The following is a 21,238-nucleotide window of genomic DNA, read 5'->3' as shown; positions in this document are numbered from 1 at the left end:
CGACTCTCGTCACGCTAACCGGAGAAACCGAGCGCCGGATTATCCGTGCTTCCGGCACGCCGAACCCATGCGATCATGGGTAGGTCTGCACCTCTCCAGCAGATGTCGTCCGTGATGCCGACCGCTGGAGGTTGCCTGTGACCACCCCGAAACGCGCTGCGCAGCCGCTGACCGCACCCGTCATCGACTGCGAGCCGCCGGCGCTGCCGCTGGGCGGCCCACCGCCTGACGTGCCCGCCGCCCCTTGTCCGACCCCGACCGTGCTGCACGGGCACAGCCCGCGCCGGCTACGGCTTGTGAGTCCCGAACCCGAACGCCAATTGCAGCCTGGTGCGGCACAATTCGCCGACATGGCCCTGCGCCGGGTCCTTGAGGTCGTCGACCGGCGCAGACCGCCGTCCCAGCTGAGATCACTGATGAGCCAACTGCTGCTCGACGCGGTCGTCGCCTCCACCGCATCCCGGCACGTCACCACCGCCAGCCTGCGACGGGTGGGGTTACGCCCGGCAGCCTCACCCGAGGCCGCCGAGCTGTTCGCCACCTACACCCGCGGGGCGCGCGTACGCGCCATCGCCGGACGTATCGAATTGCGCAGTGGCCGTTGGCAACTCACCGCGCTGCAGTTGGGTTAACCCTTGCGGTGCGACTTCGACGGCCGGCCGGTCTTGGCCTGCTTGCGGGCTGCTTCGCGCCGCTCACGACGCGTGCCACCACCGGCGGGCGCGGAATGCTTCCCGCCACCGCCGGACCGCTGGACCTCCGCGGTTCCGTCCTCGGACGGTCCGGTGTAGGTCAGCGGCGGAGCGTCGTTCTCGATCCCCTTGGCCCGCAATGCAGGTGCCGGGCGCTCCTTGGTGGCCACCGCACCGGAGTCGGCCTCGGCGGCTGCAGCCTCATTGGCCTCACCGGCCTTCGCCGCCGCGGCCGCAGCGAACTCGGCCAGCCCGCTGGGCGCGGCCACAGGTGCCACCTGGGCGCTCGGCTGCGAAGGCACAGCCTCGACCTGAACGTTGAACAGGAATCCGACCGACTCCTCCTTCAGCGCGTCGAGCATGCCGACGAACATGTCATAGCCCTCGCGCTGGTACTCGACCAGCGGATCGCGCTGCGCCATCGCGCGCAGACCGATGCCCTCCTTGAGGTAGTCCATCTCGTAGAGGTGCTCGCGCCACTTGCGGTCGATCACGTTGAGCAGGACGTTGCGCTCCAGCTGGCGCATGGCGCCCTCGCCCGCCAGTTCCTCGAGCTGCTTCTCGCGCTCGGCATAGGCGCGGTCGGCGTCGGCGACCAGCGCTTCGAGCAACTCGTCACGGGTCAGCTCACCGGGCTCGCCCACTGCATCGGAATCGACCAGATCGTGGTGGTCGATGCCCACCGGGTACAGCGTCTTGAGCGCCTCCCACAGCTTGGCCAGATCCCAGTCCTCGGCGTAACCCTCGGCCGTGGCGCCGTCGACGTAGGCGGTGATCACGTCGACGAGCATGTCGTGGGCCTGTTCCTGGAGGTTCTCGCCCTCCAGGAGCATCCGCCGCTCTTTGTAGATGACCTTGCGCTGCTGGTTCATCACCTCGTCGTACTTGAGGACGTTCTTGCGGACCTCGAAGTTCTGCTGCTCGACCTGGGTCTGCGCGCTCTTGATCGCGCGGGTCACCATCTTGGCCTCGATCGGCACATCGTCGGGCAGGTTCAGCCTGGTCAGCAGCGACTCCAGCGTCGCACCGTTGAACCGTCGCATCAACTCGTCACCCAGCGACAGGTAGAACCGGGACTCGCCCGGGTCACCCTGGCGGCCCGAGCGGCCGCGCAGCTGGTTGTCGATACGCCGGGACTCATGACGCTCGGTGCCCAGCACATACAGCCCACCGGCCTCGGTGACCTTCTCGGCCTCCTTGTTGGCCTCTTCCTTGATGGCCGTGAGGGTGTCGTCCCAGGCGGCCTCGTACTCCTCCGGGGTCTCCACCGGATCCAGGCCCTTTTCCCGCAGCCGCTTGTCGGCCAGGAAGTCGGCGTTGCCGCCGAGCACGATGTCGGTACCACGACCGGCCATGTTGGTGGCGACGGTGATGGCGCCGAGCCGACCGGCCTCGGCGATGATGTTCGCCTCCTGCTCGTGGTACTTCGCGTTCAGGACGTTGTGCGGAATCTTGCGCTTGGTGAACTGCCGCGACAGGTACTCGGAGCGCTCGACGCTGGTGGTACCGATCAGCACCGGCTGTCCCTTTTCATAGCGCTCGGACACGTCGTCGACGACCGCGATGTACTTGGCTTCCTCGGTCTTGTAGATCAAATCGCCCTGATCGGCGCGGACCATCGGCTTGTTGGTGGGGATCGGCACCACACCCAGCTTGTAGATCTCGTGCAGCTCGGCGGCCTCGGTCTCGGCCGTGCCGGTCATGCCGGACAGCTTGTCGTAGAGCCGGAAGTAGTTCTGCAGCGTGATCGTGGCCAGCGTCTGGTTCTCGGCCTTGATCTCGACGTGCTCCTTGGCCTCGATGGCCTGGTGCATGCCCTCGTTGTAGCGGCGTCCCAGCAGCACACGGCCGGTGAACTCGTCGACGATGAGTACCTCGCCGTCGCGGACGATGTAGTCCTTGTCGCGCTGGAACAGCTCCTTGGCCTTGATGGCGTTGTTCAGGTAGCTGACCAGCGGCGAATTGGCTGCCTCGTAGAGGTTCTCGATGCCCAGCTGGTCCTCGACGAACTCCACGCCCAGCTCGTGCACACCGATGGTGCGCTTGCGGATGTCGACCTCGTAGTGGGTGTCCTTCTCCATCATCGGGGCCAGTCGGGCGAACTCGCTGTACCAGTTGGAGGCGCCGTCGGCGGGACCCGAGATGATCAGCGGGGTACGGGCCTCGTCGATGAGGATCGAGTCGACCTCGTCCACGATCGCGAAGTTGTGGCCACGCTGGACCATGTCCTCGACCGAGTGCGCCATGTTGTCGCGCAGGTAGTCGAACCCGAACTCGTTGTTGGTGCCGTAGGTGATGTCGGCGTGGTACGCCGTCCTGCGCTCCTCCGGGGTCAGGCCCGAAAGGATCACGCCGACCTCCAGGCCCAGGAACCGGTGCACGCGGCCCATCCACTCGCTGTCGCGTTTGGCCAGGTAGTCGTTGACCGTCACCACGTGCACGCCCTCGCCGGACAGCGCGTTGAGGTAGGCCGGCAGCACCGCGGTCAGGGTCTTGCCCTCACCGGTCTTCATCTCGGCGACGTTGCCGAAGTGCAGCGCCGCGCCGCCCATGATCTGGACCTCGAAGTGCTTCTGGGACAGCACCCGCCACGCCGCCTCACGGGCCACCGCGAACGCCTCGGGCAGCAGGTCGTCGAGGTCCTCGCCGTCGGCGATCCGCTTCTTGAACTCGTCGGTCTTGCCTCGCAGCTCGGCGTCCGAGAGCTTCTCCATGTCGTCGGACAAGGTGTCGACATAATCGGCCACCTTCTTGAGGCGCTTGACCATGCGGCCTTCACCGAGACGGAGCAACTTCGACAGCACGCTATTTCCCCTGTGGGTTCGATGGATCCCGTGGGCGGGATCGCACGGGCTTAGTTGACGTCCATCGTAGGTGACCGGTCGAAGTCGCTGGTTCTGCTGGCGCCAAGAGACAAAATCGCACCCCGGAATGCTCCGAGGTGCGATTCTGCGCCTTCTGGCGGTCAGGCCAGACGGATCAGCCCGTAGTCGTAGGCGTGGCGGCGGTATACCACCGACGGGCGATCACTCTCCTTGTCATGGAACAGAAAGAAATCGTGGCCGACCAGCTCCATCTCATAGAGGGCGTCATCGACGGTCATCGGCTTCGCCGGGTGTTCCTTGGTCCGTACGATCCGGCCCGGCTCATGGTCGTCGAGGCCATCCGCCAATCCGCCATCGACCGTCGCCGTCGGCTGCTGTTCGAACAGCGTCTCGTGCGCGGTCGCTTCGGCCAGTGAGACCGGGGTCTTGTCGCCGTAGTGGATCTTGCGGCGGTCCTTGCTCTTGCGGAGCCTGCTTTCGAGTTTGCCGGCCGCTGATTCCAGGGCCGCATAGAAGCTGTCTGCGCAGGCCTCGCCGCGCACCACCGGGCCACGGCCGCGGGCCGTGATCTCGACGTGCTGGCAGTTTTTGCGCTGACGGCGGTTACGTTCGTGGTCGAGTTCGACGTCGAACAGGTAGATGGTGCGGTCGAACCGCTCCAGGCGCGACAACTTCTCCGAGACGTAGATACGGAAGTGATCGGGAACTTCGACGTTTCGACCTTTGACCACAACCTCTGCGTTCGGCTCCGGGGTGGTGTCGCCGACCTGCTCGTCGGGGTCGACCACCATGGTGGCGCTTGTGTCCGGGGAATGGGTTGACATACTCGGCAACTCGTTTCTCTCAGTTGTCACACGCGTTCACGCGTGCCCTACTTCTCAACGAATCGAGATGGTGCCGATGGGCCGAATAGTTTGCTCCACCCATCGGCGAAAGGTGTCGGGTACTCACCTCCTACCGTTTGGCAGTGAAGTGGCGCCGCGTTCGGGGGGCGCCGCCGTGAGTCGTTCACGGGTGGTTGCTGCCGACGGTAGTCCGTGTTCACCCACTCGTGCCACCAATTTCAAATACGTGTTCTCAGTTCTTCATGTGGGTTTGATCTCAGCGAAATGACGCGCGCGTCAGGCATGCGAAATCGCCAGTACAGCAGCCACGTCGGCCCCCGAAGTGGTAAGCATCCGCACCGATTCGGCCGCCGTGGCTCCGGTGGTGACGATGTCGTCGACCAGCACCACTTCACCCACGACCGGCCTGATCAGACGCACGCGGCCGGCGATGTTGCGCTCGCGGGCGGCGCCCGACAGGCCCACCGAATCACGCACCCACGGCCGCAGGCGCAGCGCGGGCACCACGCCGACACCCGGCAGTCCGGCAACCGCCGCCGTCGCGATCCGGCGGACCGGATCACCACCGCGCCGACGAGCCGCGACGAAGCGGGTCGGTGCCGGCACCAGTGTCACCGGAGTGCCGACGACGCCCCAGGTCAGCAGATGCTGCAGGCCGGCACTCAGCGCATCGGCCAGCGGGACGATCAGGTCGCTGCGGCCGTGTTCCTTGGCCGCCACAATTACGCGCCGGCGGATACCGGCGTGGCGGCCCAGGGCAAACACCGGCACCCCCGGATCGGTGCGCGGAGTGACCAGGTGCGGCTCGTCATCGGCGACGCTCAGCTGCGCGGCACACGTCGCACACCACCTGGTCGACGGTGCCCCACAGCCGCCGCACTCCAGCGGCAGGATGAGGTCGAGCATGCCGGCAGTCTGCGCGCCGGCACCGACACGGCGCGGGGGTCGGTCAGCCGGGCAGCACCGGCAGCGAGCCGGGAACCATCAGCGGACGCACTTCGACCCAGCCGGGGTTGTCCTCACTGACCGATGCGGACAGCTGCATCACCCCGCGCTGATCGGCGACATAGACCGTCGACGGATTCGCGGCCACCGTGCCCACCGGGATCTGCAGATTGCGGCTGGGACCGTCCGAGTTCACCCCGTCGAGATTGACGTAGGACACCGGGTGCGCCGGATCGGTCCGGCTGACCACGATGTCGTCGCCGGTACGCCAGGACAACGACACCACCGTGTTGCCCAGTCCGAAGCCGAGACGCCGCGGATAGGTCAGCAGGAACTGGCCTTCCGGGGTCCGCTCGATTCCGGCCAGGATCACCTGCCCACCGATCACCATCGCCGCGCGGGTGCCGTCCCGGGACAGCTGCAGTTCGGTGATCGGGCCGGGATATCGGGTGACCACGGCCGCCGCGTCGACGGGGATACGCGCCGGCACACCGGACGCGTCGCGGATGGCGCGGACCACATTGACGTCGTCGACCACCACCCACACGGCTTGGTCCAGCGACCAACTTGGGCGGCTCAGGGTCCGGCCCTCGATGGCCATCGCGGTGGGGCCGCCCAGCGGGCCCATCCACAGCGAGGCGGCAGTCGCCTCCGGGGCATCGGGCAACACAACGACAGACGCCGCATCCTGACCATTGCGTGACACCGCTGCCGACTTTTGATTGGGTGCCGAACCGAACGCGCCAGGCACGCGGGTGGTGCTCTGCCCGTCCAACGCCACCAGCGATCCACCGACCAGTGCGTGCAGGCCTGCGGCCGCGCCAGGCACCGCACCAGGGTCCGTGGCCGCGACGTCGGAGGTCTCCCAACCGTCGGCGAACCGGTCGTCCAGCGGGGCACCGTCGACGTTGATCACGTACGGCCCACTGATCCCGGCCCGCGACAGGGTCCAGATGATCTGCGCGGCAAGCAGTTGCCGGCTGTGCGGATCGGTGGTCGAGAGATTCTCGAGGTCGATTCGGGCGCCGCCGTAGCCGCGCCCCACTCCGGTCTTTCCGCCGTCGGCCCGGGTGACCGGACCGCGCAGCCGCAATGGTGCGTCGAGCAGGTTACGCACGGCCCTGGCGATCTCCGGGCGGGGCCCGGAGACCAGTTTGGAGATCAGTTCGGTGGCCAACTGGTCGGGATCGGACACCGCGACATAACGGGGATCGGGCACGACCGTGGTCCCGGTCGGGTCGACGAAGTAGAGCGTGTTGCGCTTGTAGGTGGACTGAAACTGTTGCCAGTCAAGGAAAACGCCGTTGGGCAGCCGGTCGATGCGCCAGCCGGCCGGAGTCTGGACGAGCTCGATCGGACCGGGATCGGGCAGTGCCCCCTCCCCGGTCTCGAACACCCCCATGTCGGAAAGGGACCCCAGGATGTCTGCCCGCATGCTCACCGAAACCCGGTCTGCGCCGCGGGTTTCGACGAACACCACCCGGTCGAGCAGCAGTGCGCTGCCGGCGTCGTCCCACGAGCTGGACGCCGACTCGGTGAGGAACTGCCGGGCCGCCAGGTGCCGGTTTGCGGGATCGGCGGTGGCCTTGAGGAATTCGCGCAGGAGAACATCGGGGTCCATGCCCGGCGCCGGTTTGGGCAGGTTCGGTGGTGCCGGCCTGTCGACGGTACCGATCGCTTGCGGGGACGACGAATTCGGAATTCCCGCGCATCCGGACACCAGAACTACCAGACCGACGACCACCACCGTCAGTAGGCGCTTCACACGTTCTCCTCCGCATGCTCCCGGTCGCGGTTGGGGCGCTGCCGCGACTTTTGCTGTTGCGAAGCAGGTTTCAACGGCAGCGGACTGGTGGTCACCTTGTGGCCGCGCACCAGGGGCAGCGTCAGACGGAAGCAGGCTCCCTTGCCCGGCTCACCCCAGGCCTCCAACCGGCCCTGGTGCAGGCGCGCGTCCTCGATGCTGATGGCCAGGCCCAGGCCGGTGCCGCCGGAGCGGCGTACGCGGGACGGATCGGACCGCCAGAACCGGCTGAACACCAGCTTCTCCTCGCCAGGACGCAGGCCGACACCGTAATCGCGCACGGTGACGGCGACGGTGTCCTCGTCGGCAGCCATCCGGATGCGCACCGGTTTGCGCTCGGCGTGATCGATGGCGTTGGCGATGAGGTTGCGCAGGATGCGTTCCACCCGACGCGGATCCACCTCGGCGATCACCTCGTCGCCCGGCATGTTGACGTCGAGCTCGACCTCGGCATCGGCCGCCAGGTGCCCGACGTTGTCCAGCGCACTCTGCACCGTCGTCCGCAGATCCACCGACTCCACCGACAGCTCGGCCACACCGGCGTCGTGGCGGGAGATCTCCAGCAGATCGGCCAGCAGTGTCTCGAACCGGTCCAGCTCGTTGACCATCAGCTCGGTTGACCGGCGCAGCGCGGGGTCGAGGTCCTCGCTGTGATCGTGGATGAGGTCGGCGGCCATGCGCACGGTGGTCAGCGGGGTCCGCAGTTCATGGCTGACATCAGAGGTGAAGCGGCGCTGCAGGTTTCCGAATTCCTCGAGCTGTTGGATCTGGCGCGACAGACTCTCGGCCATGTCGTTGAACGACACCGCGAGCCGGGCCATGTCGTCCTCGCCGCGCACCGGCATCCGCTCGGTCAGGTGGCCTTCGGCGAACCGCTCGGCGATCCGTGAGGCGGACCGGACCGGCTGCACGATCTGACGGGCCACCACGAGAGCGATCGCCGCCAGCAGACCCAGCAGCACCACGCCGCCGGTCGCCATGGTGCCGCGCACCAGGGAGATGGTGCTTTCCTCGTTGTTCAGCGGAAAGATCAGGTACAGCTCAAGATTGGGCACCGATGAGGACGCCGGGCTGCCGACGATCAGCGCAGGGCCGGAGAACGCATCGGTGGCGACCGGGGTGTACTGGTAGCTGACCTGTCCGGCCTTGACGAAGTCACGTAGCGCCTTGGGCACCTGTTGCACCGGCCCGGCCGCAGCGGCTTCGCGCGGCCCGTCGCCGGGGACCATGAGCACCGCGTCGAACGCGCCGGCCACATCCGCTCGGGCGTCGGCCTTGCGATCGATCAGGGTGTTCCGGGCCAACTGGAGGCTGCTGTCGAGCGACCTGCTCTCCTCACCGCCGACGATGCCGCCGACTGTGACGCGGGCCCGTTCCACCTCTTCGGTGGCGGCCTTGACCTTGACCTCGAGGATCCGGTCGGTGATCTGGCTGGTCAGCACGAAGCCGAGCACCAGGATGACGGCGAGCGAGAGCCCCAGGGTCAGCGTCACGACCCGTAGTTGCAGCGAGCGACGCCAGACCAGGCTCACCGCCCGTCCGAGCGTCCCCAATCCGCGCAACAGCGGACCAGAACCTCCCCAGCGACCACGAATGCGACGTCTGGAGCTGAAGATCACGGCCACCGCCGGGCGGTGAGTGTCACGGCGACGGCGAGCCGTCCGATCACGGTGGTCCGGCCTTGTATCCCACTCCTCGAACGGTCAACACCACCTGCGGGTTCTCCGGGTCTTTCTCGACCTTGGCCCGCAACCGCTGGACATGCACGTTCACCAAACGGGTGTCAGCGGGGTGGCGATATCCCCACACCTGTTCGAGCAGCACATCACGAGTAAACACCTGGCGTGGTTTACGTGCCAGCGCCACCAGCAGGTCGAACTCCAGCGGCGTCAGCGAAATCTGCTCGCCCTGCCGGGTCACCTTGTGGGCGGGCACGTCGATCTCGACATCGTTGATCGAGAGCAGCTCGGCAGGCTCGTCCTCGTTGCGGCGCAGCCGCGCGCGCACCCGGGCCACCAGCTCCTTCGGCTTGAAAGGCTTCATCACGTAGTCGTCGGCGCCGGACTCCAGGCCGAGTACCACGTCAACCGTGTCGGTCTTGGCCGTCAGCATGACGATCGGCACGCCGGAGTCGGCACGCAGCACCCGGCACACGTCGATCCCGTTCATGCCGGGCAACATCAGATCCAACAGGACCAGGTCAGGCCGCAATTCGCGGACCGCTGTGAGCGCCTGGCTGCCATCGCCGATGACCGCGGTGTCGAATCCTTCACCACGCAAGACGATGGTGAGCATCTCGGCCAGCGATGGGTCGTCGTCGACGACAAGGATCCTTTGCCTCATGGTGTCCATGGTGTCACCCGACAGCGATAAAACCGGGGTACCACACGCGGGTTTCTCCGCTTTATCTGCTGCTTAGCCGCCCCGCCAGGGCTGCCGGGTCCACATCCGGGCCCGCGACCGCCCATCGGCCGCACCAGTCGGCGGCTGCCAGCGCGGCATACACCGCACCGGTGCGCTGTTGCAGCCCGCCGTCGCGCTCGTAGGCGTCCTTGGCGCGGTCGGCCTCGGTGTTGGCGCGATGCTCGGCCCGCGCAGCAGCCAGCTCGGTGGGGACATCGAGCAGAATCTGCCAATCCGGGCTGGGGAGTTTGAGACGGTCGAACTCGAGCTCACGCACCCAGGCCACCGCTTCCCCGTCGGCGCCCTGGTGGAGCCGGGCCGCGCTGTAGGCGGCGTTGGACGCCACGTAGCGATCCAGGATGACGACGTCATAGGCGGCCTGCAGGTGTTCGATCTCCTCCCGGGCACCGGCACGGTCGAGCGCGAACAGGGTGGCCATCGCGTAGACGGATCCGGCCAGATCGCCGTGGGCGCCGTGCAGCGCCTCGGCGGCCAGGTCCGCGGGCACCGAGCGGTGATAGCGCGGGAACGCCAGACTGCCGACGGAGAGGTGGTCGGCCTCGAACGCCGCCCGCAGGCCGCCCGTCAGCGTACGTTTGCCTGCGCCGTCGACACCCTCGATCGCAATGAGCACCCCGCGAGCCTAGCTCTGCGGCGGCCGTCGCCCCCCAATGTCACACCAGAGTGGCGCCAGCCCTCGAGCGTCACGCTGGAGTGGCGGCCGCGCGTCAGCTCGGCCGCTGCGCGGGCGGCACATAACCCGGCGTGAATCCGCGTTCCTGCACAATGAGATTCAGTCCGCCGAGCGAGCACTCCTCGATGTCGTCGAAGGCGATGTCGGGTTTCAGGTCGGTGTGGAAGATGGGATGGCCGTCGGCGTCGTAGCCGCCGTAGCCCTTGTCGGCGTAGACGTCGACGTACTTCACGAGGCCCATGGCGTCGGCAGCCCGACGGGCGTAACCCTCACCGCCCCCGGACCAGAGCATGATCCGCGTGTTCCTCATGCACGCCAAGGTGATCAGCAGCGTGCGGATGCGTTCGTTGGCCACGTAGCCATCGGTGATCGTGTTGTCCCGCAACGTCCCGTCGATGTCGAAAGCGATCGTCACCTGCTTCATTTCCATCCCCCCTATTGACCGCTCAGCCAGCCATACACCCGCAGACTCACGGCCCCGAACAACAGCAACGGGCCCAGGACGTCTGTCAGCGGAGTCGATCCGACCGCTGCAGTGACCGCTCCGGCGACGATCGCGAACCCCAGGAACCCTAGCCGGACGGCCAGGAAGGTTCGCTCACGTAACACTGCGTACAGCGTCGGGCGTGGCACGCTGCGCACCAGCCAGGCGATCACCGCCACCAGCCCGAGCGACAGCAAAGCAGTGAAAATCCTTGGTACCACAGTCGGTTGGGAATCTCCGTGCACGGCCATCACGGAGATCATCGCGAGGGCCAGCAGGATGACGCACGCGGTGGAGACGCGCAGAACCCGGATCAGCACCACCCCGATGTTGCGGCGGGCCAACGCGCCCAGTCCCGGATCCAGCCGGCCCGCCCCGAGGAAACCGTTGATCGACGTCGTCAGTTTGCCCCACTTCAGCCTGGCGACCGCCAGGTTGTGAACCGCCGAAGCATGGTCGGGTTCCAACCGCAGGGCCGCCTGGCAGCTGTCCTCGGCAGCGGTGAAACTCCCCAGCGCCCGGTGGATGTCGCCGCGCAGCACCAGCGAGTCCGCGGACTCCGGGTACAACCGGAGGGCTTCGTCGATCACGTCGAGCGCCTCTCGCGAACGCCCGGCCTCGTGCAACAGACTGGCGTAGGTGTAGTGCACGGAATAGATGTGCGGATTCTCCGTGGCTGCTTTCCACGCCATCTGCAGCGCTTCCTGCCGCCGTCCCTGTCCGTTCAGCGCGAGGGCATACACACGCATCACGTGTTCGTCGCCGGGAGCGGCGGCCAACGCCGAATGCGCGGCCTGCGCCGCCCGCTGATAGTCCTTCAACCCCAGGCACGCACGGGCGTACTGCGCAAGGAGTCCGGCATCGTTGGGGGCTTCGGCCAACGCGGACTGCAGCACTTCGGCAGCCCGCTGGTAGTTTCTGGTGCCCAGATACGCCTCGGCGACATCGCCGGGGCCTGCGGCTGCCGACGTCACCGAAGTTTGTTCCGCCGCATGTATTTTGCGAGATCGTCGTAGGTGCCGTCGCGGTTGCTGAACTCCACGACGTTACGTGCGGTCTCGAACCACGGTCCGGTCGACGGCCGGATCTGCGCCACCGCGGCGTCGATGTCGGACATCTGAACGGGCCGCACCTGACCGCTTCGCAGAGATTCGGCCATCGCCAATTGCGTTGCGGTATCACAGACATGGGCCAGGTCGGCGCCGGAGAAACCGTCGGTACGTTTGGCCACCGACGCCAGGTTGATGCCCTCCACCGGCCGGTCCTGCAGATGCAACTTCATGATCGCCGCACGCGCATCGACGTCAGGCAATGACACGAAGATCATCCGGTCGAACCGGCCGGGCCTGCGCAGCGCGGCGTCGACATCCCATGGAGCGTTGGTGGCGCCCAGCACGTAGACACCGTCGTTGTCGGATGTGGCCGAATCCAGTTCTTCCAGAAGGGCGTTCACGACGGTCCGTAACCCGGCAGACCCGCTCAGTGCCGAACGACGATGACCGAGCGCATCCACCTCGTCGAAGAACAGCACGCAGGGCGCGTTGCGACGCGCGTTGTCGAAGATCGCCCGGACACTGTGTTCGCTCTCGCCGAGCCAACGGGACAACACGTCGGCGATCCCGACCTGATAGAAGTTCGCCCCGAGTTCGCCGGACACCGCCTTGGCGATGTACGTCTTGCCGCATCCGGGTGGGCCGTACAGCAGCAGTCCGCCGCGCGCGGACACCTTGAATGCCTTCATCAGCTCGGGATTGCGGATGGGGCCCAGCAGTGAGAGCTCGAGCTGTTTCTTGACCTCGGCCATCCCCGCGATGTCGTCGAGCCGGACCGACGTGCGCTGCAGTGCGTCGTAGTCGTTCTCGTTGACGGCTTCGGCGGGTTCGGTGACGAATGCCGGTTTGACGATGTCGGCGACCTCCTTCTCGGCCGCCGTCCAGTCGAAGCCCCGAGCGGGCTCTGCGGGCGCAGCAGGCGCTGACGCGCCCGCCAGGCCGGCGCTGCACTGCTGCAGCAGCGTCACGGCCCGGATGTTCGAGGCGTCCTGGGCCAGCACTGCGCTGCAATGTGTCAGCGCCTCGGCATAGCGGCCCCGTTCGACCAGCAAAGTGGCCAGGTGCAGGCGCAACTCTGCCAGCTCCGGGCTGCGTTCAACAGCGGCAGCTAACTCCTGGATGACTGCGTCCTCAGCCATGCAAACCCCCGATCGATCGCTGGTGAAATCCTATCCGGAGCTCGACGCCGCCTCCTGCGGGTAATCCGAGGGCCCTCCGGGGCGTCCGGTACGGTCGCCTGATCCCAGGAATCGCCGACGTATGAGGTAGCGGATGCACCAGAACACAGTGCTCGCGGTGAAGCCCGCCGCAGCAACCCTGCTGGAGATGCTGCAGCAGCGGGCCGCGACGTATCAGGACAAGGTTGCGTTCAGCTTCTCCTACGACGGCGACGACCAGAACCGCACCCAGCTGACCTACCGCGACCTGGATCGACGGGCCCGCGCGATCGCGTCCACCCTGCAAGAACTGGGCGCTGCCGGTGAACGCGTTCTGGTCCTGTGCCGGCCCGGCCTGGATTCCGTCGCCGGGTTCTTCGGCTGCATCTACGCGGGCGCTGTCGCCGTGCCGGTGCACGAGCGGCTGGCTCCGCGTCTGTCCTCGGTGGTGCCCGACGCACATGCGCGCTTCGCCCTGGCCACCGCCGAGACGCAGGCGAAGATCAAGGCCGCCATCGATGAGTTGGCCGAGGGGCGTGACCTGCGGTGGGTCCGCACCGATGAGGTGGACGGCGCTTCCGCAGACGGCAGCGGCTGGACAGCACCCGATGTCGACGCCGACGCGATCGCCATGGTGCAGTACACGTCTGGCTCCACCACGACCCCGAAGGGCGTCGCCCTGACGCACCGAAACCTTATGCACAACATGGAGTCGATCCGCCAGGTATGGCACGGCGACGACACCGCAACCAGCGTGTTCTGGCTGCCGTCCCACCACGACATGGGGCTGATCGGCGGGATCCTCTCGATGATCTACGTCGGGTGCACCACCCATCTGATGTCGCCGTCCTCCTTCGTCAAACGGCCGATGGGCTGGCTCGAAGCGATCTCCCGGCTTCGCGCAACCTTCACCGCCGCACCGAACTTCGCCTACGACCGGTGTGTCGACGAGAGCACCGCAGAGCAGCGCGCGGCGCTCGATCTGTCCAGCCTGGCCACCGCCATGAACGGCGCCGAACCGGTACAGGCCGGCACGCTGGAGAAGTTCGCCGAGGCGTTCGCACCGGCGGGCTTCCGGCCGGAGGCGCTGTGTCCGGTGTACGGGCTCGCGGAGGCGACGTTGCTGGTGTCCGGCGGGTCGGACTCCGCGTTGCCGGTCGTTGCACACGTCGATCGCACCGGCCTTCAGGTCGATCGCGTCGTCGACGTCGACCCGGGACATCCGGCTGCTCTGGCGTTGGTGGGATGCGGTCGTCCGCGAGGCGGCCAGGACGTGGCCATCGTCGACCCGCAGACCCACCAGCCTTGTGGGGCAGACGAAGTCGGCGAGATCTGGATCGCCGGTCCCAGCGTCGGTTGGGGCTATTGGGCCCGACCGGACGAGACGACGCAGACGTTCTCGGCGACGCTGCCAGACGAATCCGGCGGCCCGTTCCTGCGCACCGGCGATCTGGGTTTCCTTCGTTCGGGCGAGCTGTACATCACGGGACGCTGCAAGGACCTCGTCGTCATCCGTGGCGGCAACTACTACCCCAACGACATCGAGCGGACGGTGCAGGACTGCCATCCGGCACTCGTCTCGGGCCGCGGCGCCGTCTTCACAATCACTCCCGGCCTGGGCGCCGTCGAACAGATGGTGATCGTGCAGGAGGTGGCGCGCCGACGAGAGGGGTCGGCCGACCTCGCCGCGGTGGCCGATGCGATCCGGACCGCGGTGACCACGCGATACGGAGTCGAGCCGAATTCGGTTCTACTGGTGGAACATCTGTCGATTCCGACGACGTCGAGCGGCAAGATCCAACGGGGCCGGTGCCGGCAACAGTTGCTCGACGACGAGATCGCACCCGTGGCGCACTGGCGTAGGCCGTCGGCACTCGATGACCTCGCCAAGGCCAGGGAACTCGAGGCGGCGATCCAGATTGCCGAGCTGATCAAGGCGGAGGCGGCCCGCCAGCAGGCCGCCGGCCAGAACTGACTCAAAAGCTGACCAAGATTGTTAGCTGACCGTGGCCACCCGACCGGGTGGCCACGGGTTGTCGCGTCCGAATCTGGTCGGCACGACCCAGGCACGGCCCGTACCGCGAGCCACGGTTTCCGCCCACCCACGCACAAATGACGCTGCACCGAGATGCCTCGACCTCGCGCGCCTGCCCCATCCGAGCCGGATGACCGACTACCGGCAGCACGCCCGGAACGGGGCTTGATCGCATGAATCATGTTGTCAGACAAATTTTTTGACAGACGACACACGATCTCGCCGGGCGCTCGGCGACGCGAATCGATACCTCACCCCGAGGTCGTTCGCGACATAAGAAAATGTCTAATTATTAGCCCAAATCAGGTTCGAGCCCAGCGAGCAGCGGATTCCCGCGCCGCAACGCGTTGCTCGAAGGCGCGGAACCTTAAACTGGCTACATTCGTTGCCCAAATTTTGCATCTGCAACTACTTGGCCAGGCTATGGTCTGTCCGATTATTTACAGATGCGAAAGGAGATGCCGTGCATCTCGTTGCTCAGCCCCACACTGCCGTGGGTGCAAAGCAAGAAACCACCCGTCACTGGCTCACTGCAGCCGGAGTCGTTGTCGCCGCTGCCGGAATGATCGCTGCCACGCCGGGGATCTCCCCGGTCCAGGCCGGCGTTCAGCACGACATCCAGGCCGACGCGGTCCGGCTGACGGCGGGTTGGGACCCCTTCGCGCCGTTGCAGGCGGCCTTCGACACTGCGAAAGCCAACGGCACGATCCTGGGCGACAACTTCCTGTTGGCCCCGGGAGTCGGACTGCAACAGGCGATCGCCAACCAGATCGGTTACGCCAAGCAGCTGTTCGACGACCCGTCGAGCTTCGAGGCCGTGTCGCAACAGTTCGCAGCCAATGCGATGAAGGTGCTGACCGGTCTCACCCTGATCGGCGCGGACGAGGAAACCAGGGACGCGGTGGTCAAGCACACCCTGGGTGGTATGCACGGCATGGCGCTCGACATGTTCCCCGGCTTCCTGGCCGAAGGTGTTGACCCCGAGGCCTTCTCGGCGGTCATGAGTGTCTTGGCCTCGCCGCTGAGCGGTGTGCTCATCGGCTCCATCGGGCCGGTCGTCAGCCCCGCGGTGGCGCTCCTCAACAGTGCCGTGGCGATCTCAAACGCGCTTCAGGCCGGTGACTCGACGACGGCGCTCTCCAGCCTGCTCGGGGTACCGGCCGGCATGGTCGACGCGTTCCTCAACGGTGCCAACCTCAACCTCGATGCGCTGGCGCCCATGATCAACGATGCGGGGCTGATCAAGGACACCGTCACCATCGCCGGGCTCAACATCGCGTTCGGCGGTCTGCTCACCCCGGGCTCCACCGACCGGAGCACCTACGAGTACACCGACGAAGACGGCAACAAGGTCACGATCCCCTCGGTCGGCGGCTCGATCTTCAACAGCCTCGGCATGGATATCAAGCTCGGTGCCCTGCCCATCTCGGTCAAGGGTGAGGCCGTCGGCCCGATCGGCGCCCTGCAGGGTCTGTCGCAGACGGTCGGCGTGCTGCTCGGCAGCGGCTGGGACGATTGGGACGGCAAGGGGAATGCTCCTGCCCCGAAGCCCCCGCTGTTCGGACTGCATCCGCTCGCGACGGGCGACATTCTGAGCGACACCGCCGAAAGTGCAGGCGTCACCAAACTTCGTGAAGCGTTGAAGGGTGCCGCTGTCGAGAACATCGTCAAGAAGCTGCAAGGCATCACCACGGGCACCGAAGAGGCCGCCGACCTGGCTCCGGTCACGGATGCCGACAGTTCGGTCACCGACAGTTCAGCCGCCAACGCCATCGCAGCGGCCAACGAGCTGACGCACACAACCGTGAACAAGACCGTCACGGTGTCGTTGGAGAAGCCGGCCGCCGTACCCGCGGCCGCGGATGCCACCAAGGCCCCCGCCACCACCAAGGTCGATACCGCCGACGAGACCAGCGCCACCGACGAGACCGCCGGAACGGCAACGGAATCGGCTGACGATGCCGGGACCGTAGTGAAGGCGACGCCTAAGGCCCAGACCCGCCTGAAGGCGCCGTCTACCCGGCCGGCCGGCCCGACGGACAAGGCCCCGCGCAGCAATCTGGTCAAGGGCGTCAAGGATGCGGTGAAGAACGTCCGCAACGGGCTGGGCGCGAACGGCACCCGCAAGTCCAGCGAATCTGCCTCCAGCTCAAGCGGTTCGAGTGCAGGTGCGTCCAGCTCCGGTTCCGAAGCTACCAAGCCCGCCAAGAAGGACGCCCGCAGCAAGAGCAAGCACGACAACAAGAAGTAATCGGCCAGCAGACAGAAAAATGCCCCAAATCGCTTGATTTGGGGCATTTTTCCGTCTGGTCGCGCTACCTCAGTGACTCAGTAGCGGTAGTGCTCCGGCTTGTACGGGCCGTCGACGTCGACGCCGATGTACTCGGCCTGCTCCTTGGTGAGCTTGGTCAGCGAGCCACCCAGTGCCTCGACGTGGATGCGCGCCACCTTCTCGTCGAGGTGCTTGGCCAGGCGGTAGACCTCGTTGTCGTACTCGTCGTTCTTGGTCCACAGCTCGATCTGGGCGATCACCTGGTTCGAGAAGCTGTTGCTCATCACGAACGACGGGTGCCCCGTGGCGTTTCCGAGGTTGAGCAGCCGGCCCTCGCTCAGCACGATGATCGACTTGCCGGTGTCACCGAAGGTCCACTGGTCGACCTGCGGCTTGATGTTCAGGCGCACCGCACCCGACTTCTCCAGGGCCGCCATGTCGATCTCGTTGTCGAAGTGGCCGATGTTGCCCAGGATCGCGTGGTCCTTCATGGCCTTCATGTGCTCGAGCAGGATGATGTCGAAGTTGCCGGTCGCGGTCACCACGATGTCGGCGTTGCCGATCGCCTCTTCGACGGTCACCACGTCGTAGCCGTCCATCAGCGCCTGCAGGGCGTTGATCGGGTCGACTTCGGTGACCTGAACGCGCGCGCCCTGACCGGCGAGCGACTCGGCACAACCCTTGCCCACGTCGCCGTAACCACAGATCAGCACCTTCTTGCCGCCGATCAGCGCGTCGGTGCCACGGTTGATGCCGTCGACCAACGAGTGCCGGGTGCCGTACTTGTTGTCGAACTTGCTCTTGGTGACCGAGTCGTTGACGTTGATGGCCGGGAACGCCAGCTCACCCGCGGCGGCGAACTGGTACAGCCGCAGCACGCCGGTGGTGGTCTCCTCGGTGACACCCTTGACCGACGCGGCGATCTTGGTCCACTTGTCCTTCTCGGTCTCGAAGCGCTTGCGCACCAGGGACAGGAAGACCTTCCACTCGGCCGAGTCGTCTTCCTCGGAGGGCGGGACCACGCCGGCCTTCTCGTACTCGGCGCCACGCAGCACGAGCATGGTGGCGTCGCCGCCGTCGTCGAGGATCATGTTCGCCGGCTCGCCCTCCCAGGTGAGCATCTGCTCGGCGGCCCACCAGTACTCCTCCAGCGTCTCGCCCTTCCAGGCGAACACGGGGGTGCCCTTGGGCTCCTCCGGGGTGCCGTTCGGACCGACGACGACCGCCGCGGCGGCATGGTCCTGGGTGGAGAAGATGTTGCAGGACGCCCATCGCACTTCGGCGCCGAGAGCAACCAGCGTCTCGATCAGCACCGCGGTCTGCACGGTCATGTGCAGTGAACCGGAGATGCGGGCGCCTTTGAGCGGCTGGACGTCGTGGTATTCGCGACGCAGCGCCATGAGGCCGGGCATCTCGTGCTCGGCCAGGCGGATCTCCTTGCGGCCGAATTCGGCCAGCGAGAGGTCGGCCACCTTGTAGTCGATACCGTTGAGGCTGTCGGCCTTCAACTCGGTCATGTAGAGCCCTCTTTCAGTCGTGATTGCTTGCACGCGCGCAGACGCGCCCGACGGCGACGCCACACGCAGATACCTCTAGCCTGCGGGCTCGCGGGACAGGCGCTCATGCGGAGTAACGGCAGCGGCGCTCTGACAGCTACGGGGTATCTATGACACCGTAGCGCTCGGCGAAAGGCGTCATGAGTCGGGCCAGGTCACCGGCCACGTCGTGGTCCGCCTCGGGCGGCATCGACACGTAACTCATCGCCAGGCGCACGATCGCCCGGGCCAGCACCCCGGCGTCCTCGTCACTGGCTTTCATCCAGCTGTTCTGAAAGGTTCCGGTCAACCGGGCGGAGCATCGGGAGATGATCGGGCCGCTGCCGGTGGTGATGATCTGGAGCAGGTCGGGCTTGGAAGCGCCGGTGAGCAACGAGATCACCAGCGGATCGGCGGCCGATTCCAGGAAGAACGCCCGGAACCCCTCCAGGAACGCCGCGTGCACCTCGCCGACGTTGTTGTTGATCGCGTTGTCGACCGCGTCGACCAGCCGGTCCGCCAGACGCATGGCATAACCCTCGGCCAGCCCCTGCCGGGAGCCGAACTCGTTGTAGATCGTCTGACGGCTGATCCCCGCGACCTGGGCCACGTGCGAGAGCGTGATGGCCGACCAGTCGCGGGTCAACAGCAGTTCCCGCATGCCGTCGAGAATCGAATCGCGCAGCAGCACCCTGGATGCCTCCGCATACGGGATGCGCTGTTTGTCTCGCGGCCGACTCACACGGGCGACAATATCGCTTTCCGTCCGTGTTTCGAGCGCGTCGCTCGAAGCCGTCAAGGCCGTGCGACCTCGACCATCTCGAAATCGGTCTTCGCAGCGCCACAATCCGGGCAGCTCCAGTCCTCGGGGATGTCATCCCATCGGGTCCCCGGCGCGATGCCGTCCTCGGGCCAGCCCTTGGCCTCGTCGTACTCGAATCCGCACTGGACGCAGATGTACAGCTTGTACGGCTCGGTGCCGGTCGGCTCCTCGCGCAAGCGCTCGTCGGTCATTTCACTGCTCCCATCGGTTCGAAGTCGACCTTCTCCCGCACCGCACAGTCCGGGCAGCACCAGTCGTCGGGCACGTCGCTCCATGGCGTTCCGGCCGGGAACCCCTCTCGCGGAGCGCCTTTCGCTTCGTCGTACACGTAGCCGCATCCAGGACACTCGTAGGCGCTCACGCGGCATCACCGGCCCCGTAGCGCGCCAACACCTTCGCCCGCAGCCGCGGCTGGATGTTCACCTTGGTGATGTCACCGTCGTAGTGCTCCAGCACCCGGTGGTCCATCAGCTTGCGCCACAACGGCGGCAGGTAGGTGAGCCCGATCAGCGACGCATACCCACTGGGCAGGTTGGGTGCGCCGTCGATGCTGCGCAGGGTCTGATACCGGCGGGTGGGGTTGGCGTGGTGATCGCTGTGCCGCTGCAGGTGATACAGGAACAGGTTGGTGACGATGTGGTCGGAGTTCCAGCTGTGCACCGGGGCGCACCGCTCGTAGCGACCGCTGGCCGTCTTCTGCCGCAACAGCCCGTAGTGCTCGAGGTAGTTCACCGATTCCAGCAGGCTGAAGCCGTAGATGGCCTGGATGACGATGAACGGGATCAGCGCGGGTCCGAACACCGCGATCAGGACGCCGAAGAACACCACCGACATGGCCCACGCGTTGAGCACGTCGTTGGACCAGTGCCACGGCGACTTGTCCTGCCGGCGCAAGCGCTGGGCCTCCAGCTCCCACGACGAGCGCAGGCTACCGAACACGCTGCGCGGCAGGAACTCCCAGAAGGTCTCGCCGAAACGCGCCGACGCGGGATCCTCGGGTGTGGCGACCCGCACGTGGTGCCCACGGTTGTGCTCGATGTAGAAGTGGCCGTACCAGGTCTGGGCCAGCGTGATCTTGGACAGCCAGCGCTCCAACGAGTCTCGCTTGTGCCCCATCTCATGCGCGGTGTTGATGCCCACCCCTCCGAGCACACCCACCGACAACGCAATACCGATCTTGGCCGGCCAACCGAGTCCGCCGTCGAACCCGAGCCAGCTGAGATCGGACGCCGTGAACAGATACGCGCCCATGACGACGCTCGCGTACTGGAACGGGATGTAGAGGTAGGTGCAGTACCGGTAGTACTTGTCGTTCTCCAGCTGCTCCATCACCTCGTCGGGCGGGTTCTGGCCGTCGGGCCCGAACCGCAGGTCCAACAGCGGCAGCAGCACGTAGAGCAGGATCGGCCCGATCCACAGTGGCACCTGGGCGGCGGTGTGCCAGCCGAGCTGGTTGAGCCCCCAGATCAGCGGCAGCATCACGAAGATCGCCGTCGGGGCGATCAGGCCCATGAGCCACAGATGCCGCTTCTTGTCCCGCCACTGCCCGACGTCTGCGACGTCCGGTCCGCTCGAGAGTTCCGCCACCACGATGAGCCTCCTTGTGTGAGTGCTGTCACTGCGATGACTTGACTATAAGCGCGCCTATGTCTCTTGTCTAGACATTGACCTA

Annotated in this window: 18 protein-coding genes; 3 read left to right on the top strand and 15 right to left on the bottom strand. The window is 66.4% G+C overall.

Annotation, left to right across the window (positions count from 1 at the left end):
- Positions 1-137: 137 nt before the first annotated feature.
- Entirely contained in the window at positions 138-632 is a 495-nt protein-coding gene (locus tag AC4ELS_RS00805) for an Rv3235 family protein (RefSeq protein WP_499045270.1), read from the top strand.
- Here the strand turns inward: AC4ELS_RS00805 and secA are convergent.
- The 10 genes from secA to AC4ELS_RS00755 all read right to left on the bottom strand — a co-directional run bounded on the left by secA (position 629) and on the right by AC4ELS_RS00755 (position 12,883).
- Positions 629-3,496: a preprotein translocase subunit SecA gene (secA, locus tag AC4ELS_RS00800; protein WP_064886424.1), complete on the bottom strand. Its 2,868-nt coding sequence runs from the start codon at positions 3,494-3,496 to the stop codon at positions 629-631. The two genes, AC4ELS_RS00805 and secA, sit on opposite strands and share 4 nt — an antisense overlap.
- Before the next feature lie 161 nt (positions 3,497-3,657).
- Complete coding sequence (gene hpf / locus AC4ELS_RS00795) at positions 3,658-4,308, bottom strand: ribosome hibernation-promoting factor, HPF/YfiA family (RefSeq protein WP_499045565.1); 651 nt, start codon at positions 4,306-4,308, stop codon at positions 3,658-3,660.
- Between the two features lie 330 nt (positions 4,309-4,638).
- Positions 4,639-5,268, bottom strand: a complete 630-nt coding sequence (locus tag AC4ELS_RS00790; protein ID WP_448442592.1) for a ComF family protein — start codon at positions 5,266-5,268, stop codon at positions 4,639-4,641.
- A 43-nt stretch (positions 5,269-5,311) separates the two neighbouring features.
- The gene (gene lpqB, locus AC4ELS_RS00785) at positions 5,312-7,072 is read right to left on the bottom strand and encodes an MtrAB system accessory lipoprotein LpqB (RefSeq protein WP_499045267.1); all 1,761 of its coding nucleotides are present in this window, start codon (positions 7,070-7,072) and stop codon (positions 5,312-5,314) included.
- Entirely contained in the window at positions 7,069-8,730 is a 1,662-nt protein-coding gene (gene mtrB, locus AC4ELS_RS00780; protein ID WP_064886498.1) for an MtrAB system histidine kinase MtrB, read from the bottom strand. The genes lpqB and mtrB overlap by 4 nt, the downstream gene beginning before the upstream one ends.
- Before the next feature lie 46 nt (positions 8,731-8,776).
- Entirely contained in the window at positions 8,777-9,463 is a 687-nt protein-coding gene (mtrA, locus tag AC4ELS_RS00775; RefSeq protein WP_019343547.1) for a two-component system response regulator MtrA, read from the bottom strand.
- A gap of 52 nt (positions 9,464-9,515) precedes the next feature.
- Complete coding sequence (locus AC4ELS_RS00770; RefSeq protein ID WP_064886428.1) at positions 9,516-10,148, bottom strand: dTMP kinase; 633 nt, start codon at positions 10,146-10,148, stop codon at positions 9,516-9,518.
- Positions 10,149-10,242: 94 nt separating this feature from the next.
- Positions 10,243-10,632, bottom strand: a complete 390-nt coding sequence (locus AC4ELS_RS00765; RefSeq protein WP_499045265.1) for a hypothetical protein — start codon at positions 10,630-10,632, stop codon at positions 10,243-10,245.
- Positions 10,633-10,643: 11 nt separating this feature from the next.
- On the bottom strand, positions 10,644-11,666 hold the full coding sequence (locus AC4ELS_RS00760; protein ID WP_499045263.1) for a tetratricopeptide repeat protein: 1,023 nt from the start codon (positions 11,664-11,666) through the stop codon (positions 10,644-10,646).
- On the bottom strand, positions 11,663-12,883 hold the full coding sequence (locus tag AC4ELS_RS00755) for an AAA family ATPase (protein WP_064886431.1): 1,221 nt from the start codon (positions 12,881-12,883) through the stop codon (positions 11,663-11,665). Before AC4ELS_RS00755 ends, AC4ELS_RS00760 begins: the two co-directional genes overlap by 4 nt.
- 133 nt (positions 12,884-13,016) lie before the next feature.
- Between AC4ELS_RS00755 and AC4ELS_RS00750 the strand changes: the two genes are divergently transcribed.
- Together AC4ELS_RS00750 and gjpA are read left to right on the top strand one after the other, a co-directional pair.
- Positions 13,017-14,876 (top strand): fatty acyl-AMP ligase, encoded by a 1,860-nt coding sequence (locus tag AC4ELS_RS00750; protein ID WP_499045261.1) that lies wholly within the window; start codon positions 13,017-13,019, stop codon positions 14,874-14,876.
- Positions 14,877-15,399: 523 nt separating this feature from the next.
- A complete protein-coding gene (gene gjpA, locus AC4ELS_RS00745; RefSeq protein WP_499045258.1) occupies positions 15,400-17,187 on the top strand; it encodes an outer membrane porin GjpA in 1,788 nt (595 codons plus the stop codon).
- Between the two features lie 77 nt (positions 17,188-17,264).
- On the opposite strand, the gene ahcY is transcribed toward gjpA, so the two are convergent.
- The 5 genes from ahcY to AC4ELS_RS00720 all read right to left on the bottom strand — a co-directional run bounded on the left by ahcY (position 17,265) and on the right by AC4ELS_RS00720 (position 21,078).
- Entirely contained in the window at positions 17,265-18,725 is a 1,461-nt protein-coding gene (gene ahcY, locus AC4ELS_RS00740) for an adenosylhomocysteinase (protein ID WP_055111998.1), read from the bottom strand.
- A gap of 136 nt (positions 18,726-18,861) precedes the next feature.
- A complete protein-coding gene (gene alkX, locus AC4ELS_RS00735; protein WP_055111995.1) occupies positions 18,862-19,485 on the bottom strand; it encodes a TetR family transcriptional regulator AlkX in 624 nt (207 codons plus the stop codon).
- A gap of 53 nt (positions 19,486-19,538) precedes the next feature.
- Complete coding sequence (locus tag AC4ELS_RS00730) at positions 19,539-19,757, bottom strand: rubredoxin (protein WP_055111993.1); 219 nt, start codon at positions 19,755-19,757, stop codon at positions 19,539-19,541.
- Positions 19,754-19,927 (bottom strand): rubredoxin, encoded by a 174-nt coding sequence (locus tag AC4ELS_RS00725; protein WP_082448908.1) that lies wholly within the window; start codon positions 19,925-19,927, stop codon positions 19,754-19,756. The genes AC4ELS_RS00730 and AC4ELS_RS00725 overlap by 4 nt, the downstream gene beginning before the upstream one ends.
- Positions 19,924-21,078, bottom strand: a complete 1,155-nt coding sequence (locus AC4ELS_RS00720) for an alkane 1-monooxygenase (protein WP_498886164.1) — start codon at positions 21,076-21,078, stop codon at positions 19,924-19,926. Before AC4ELS_RS00720 ends, AC4ELS_RS00725 begins: the two co-directional genes overlap by 4 nt.
- Positions 21,079-21,238 lie beyond the last annotated feature (160 nt).

Source organism: Mycobacterium shunyiense (genome assembly GCF_058270035.1).
This window is presented reverse-complemented; position numbering and strand designations above follow the sequence as displayed.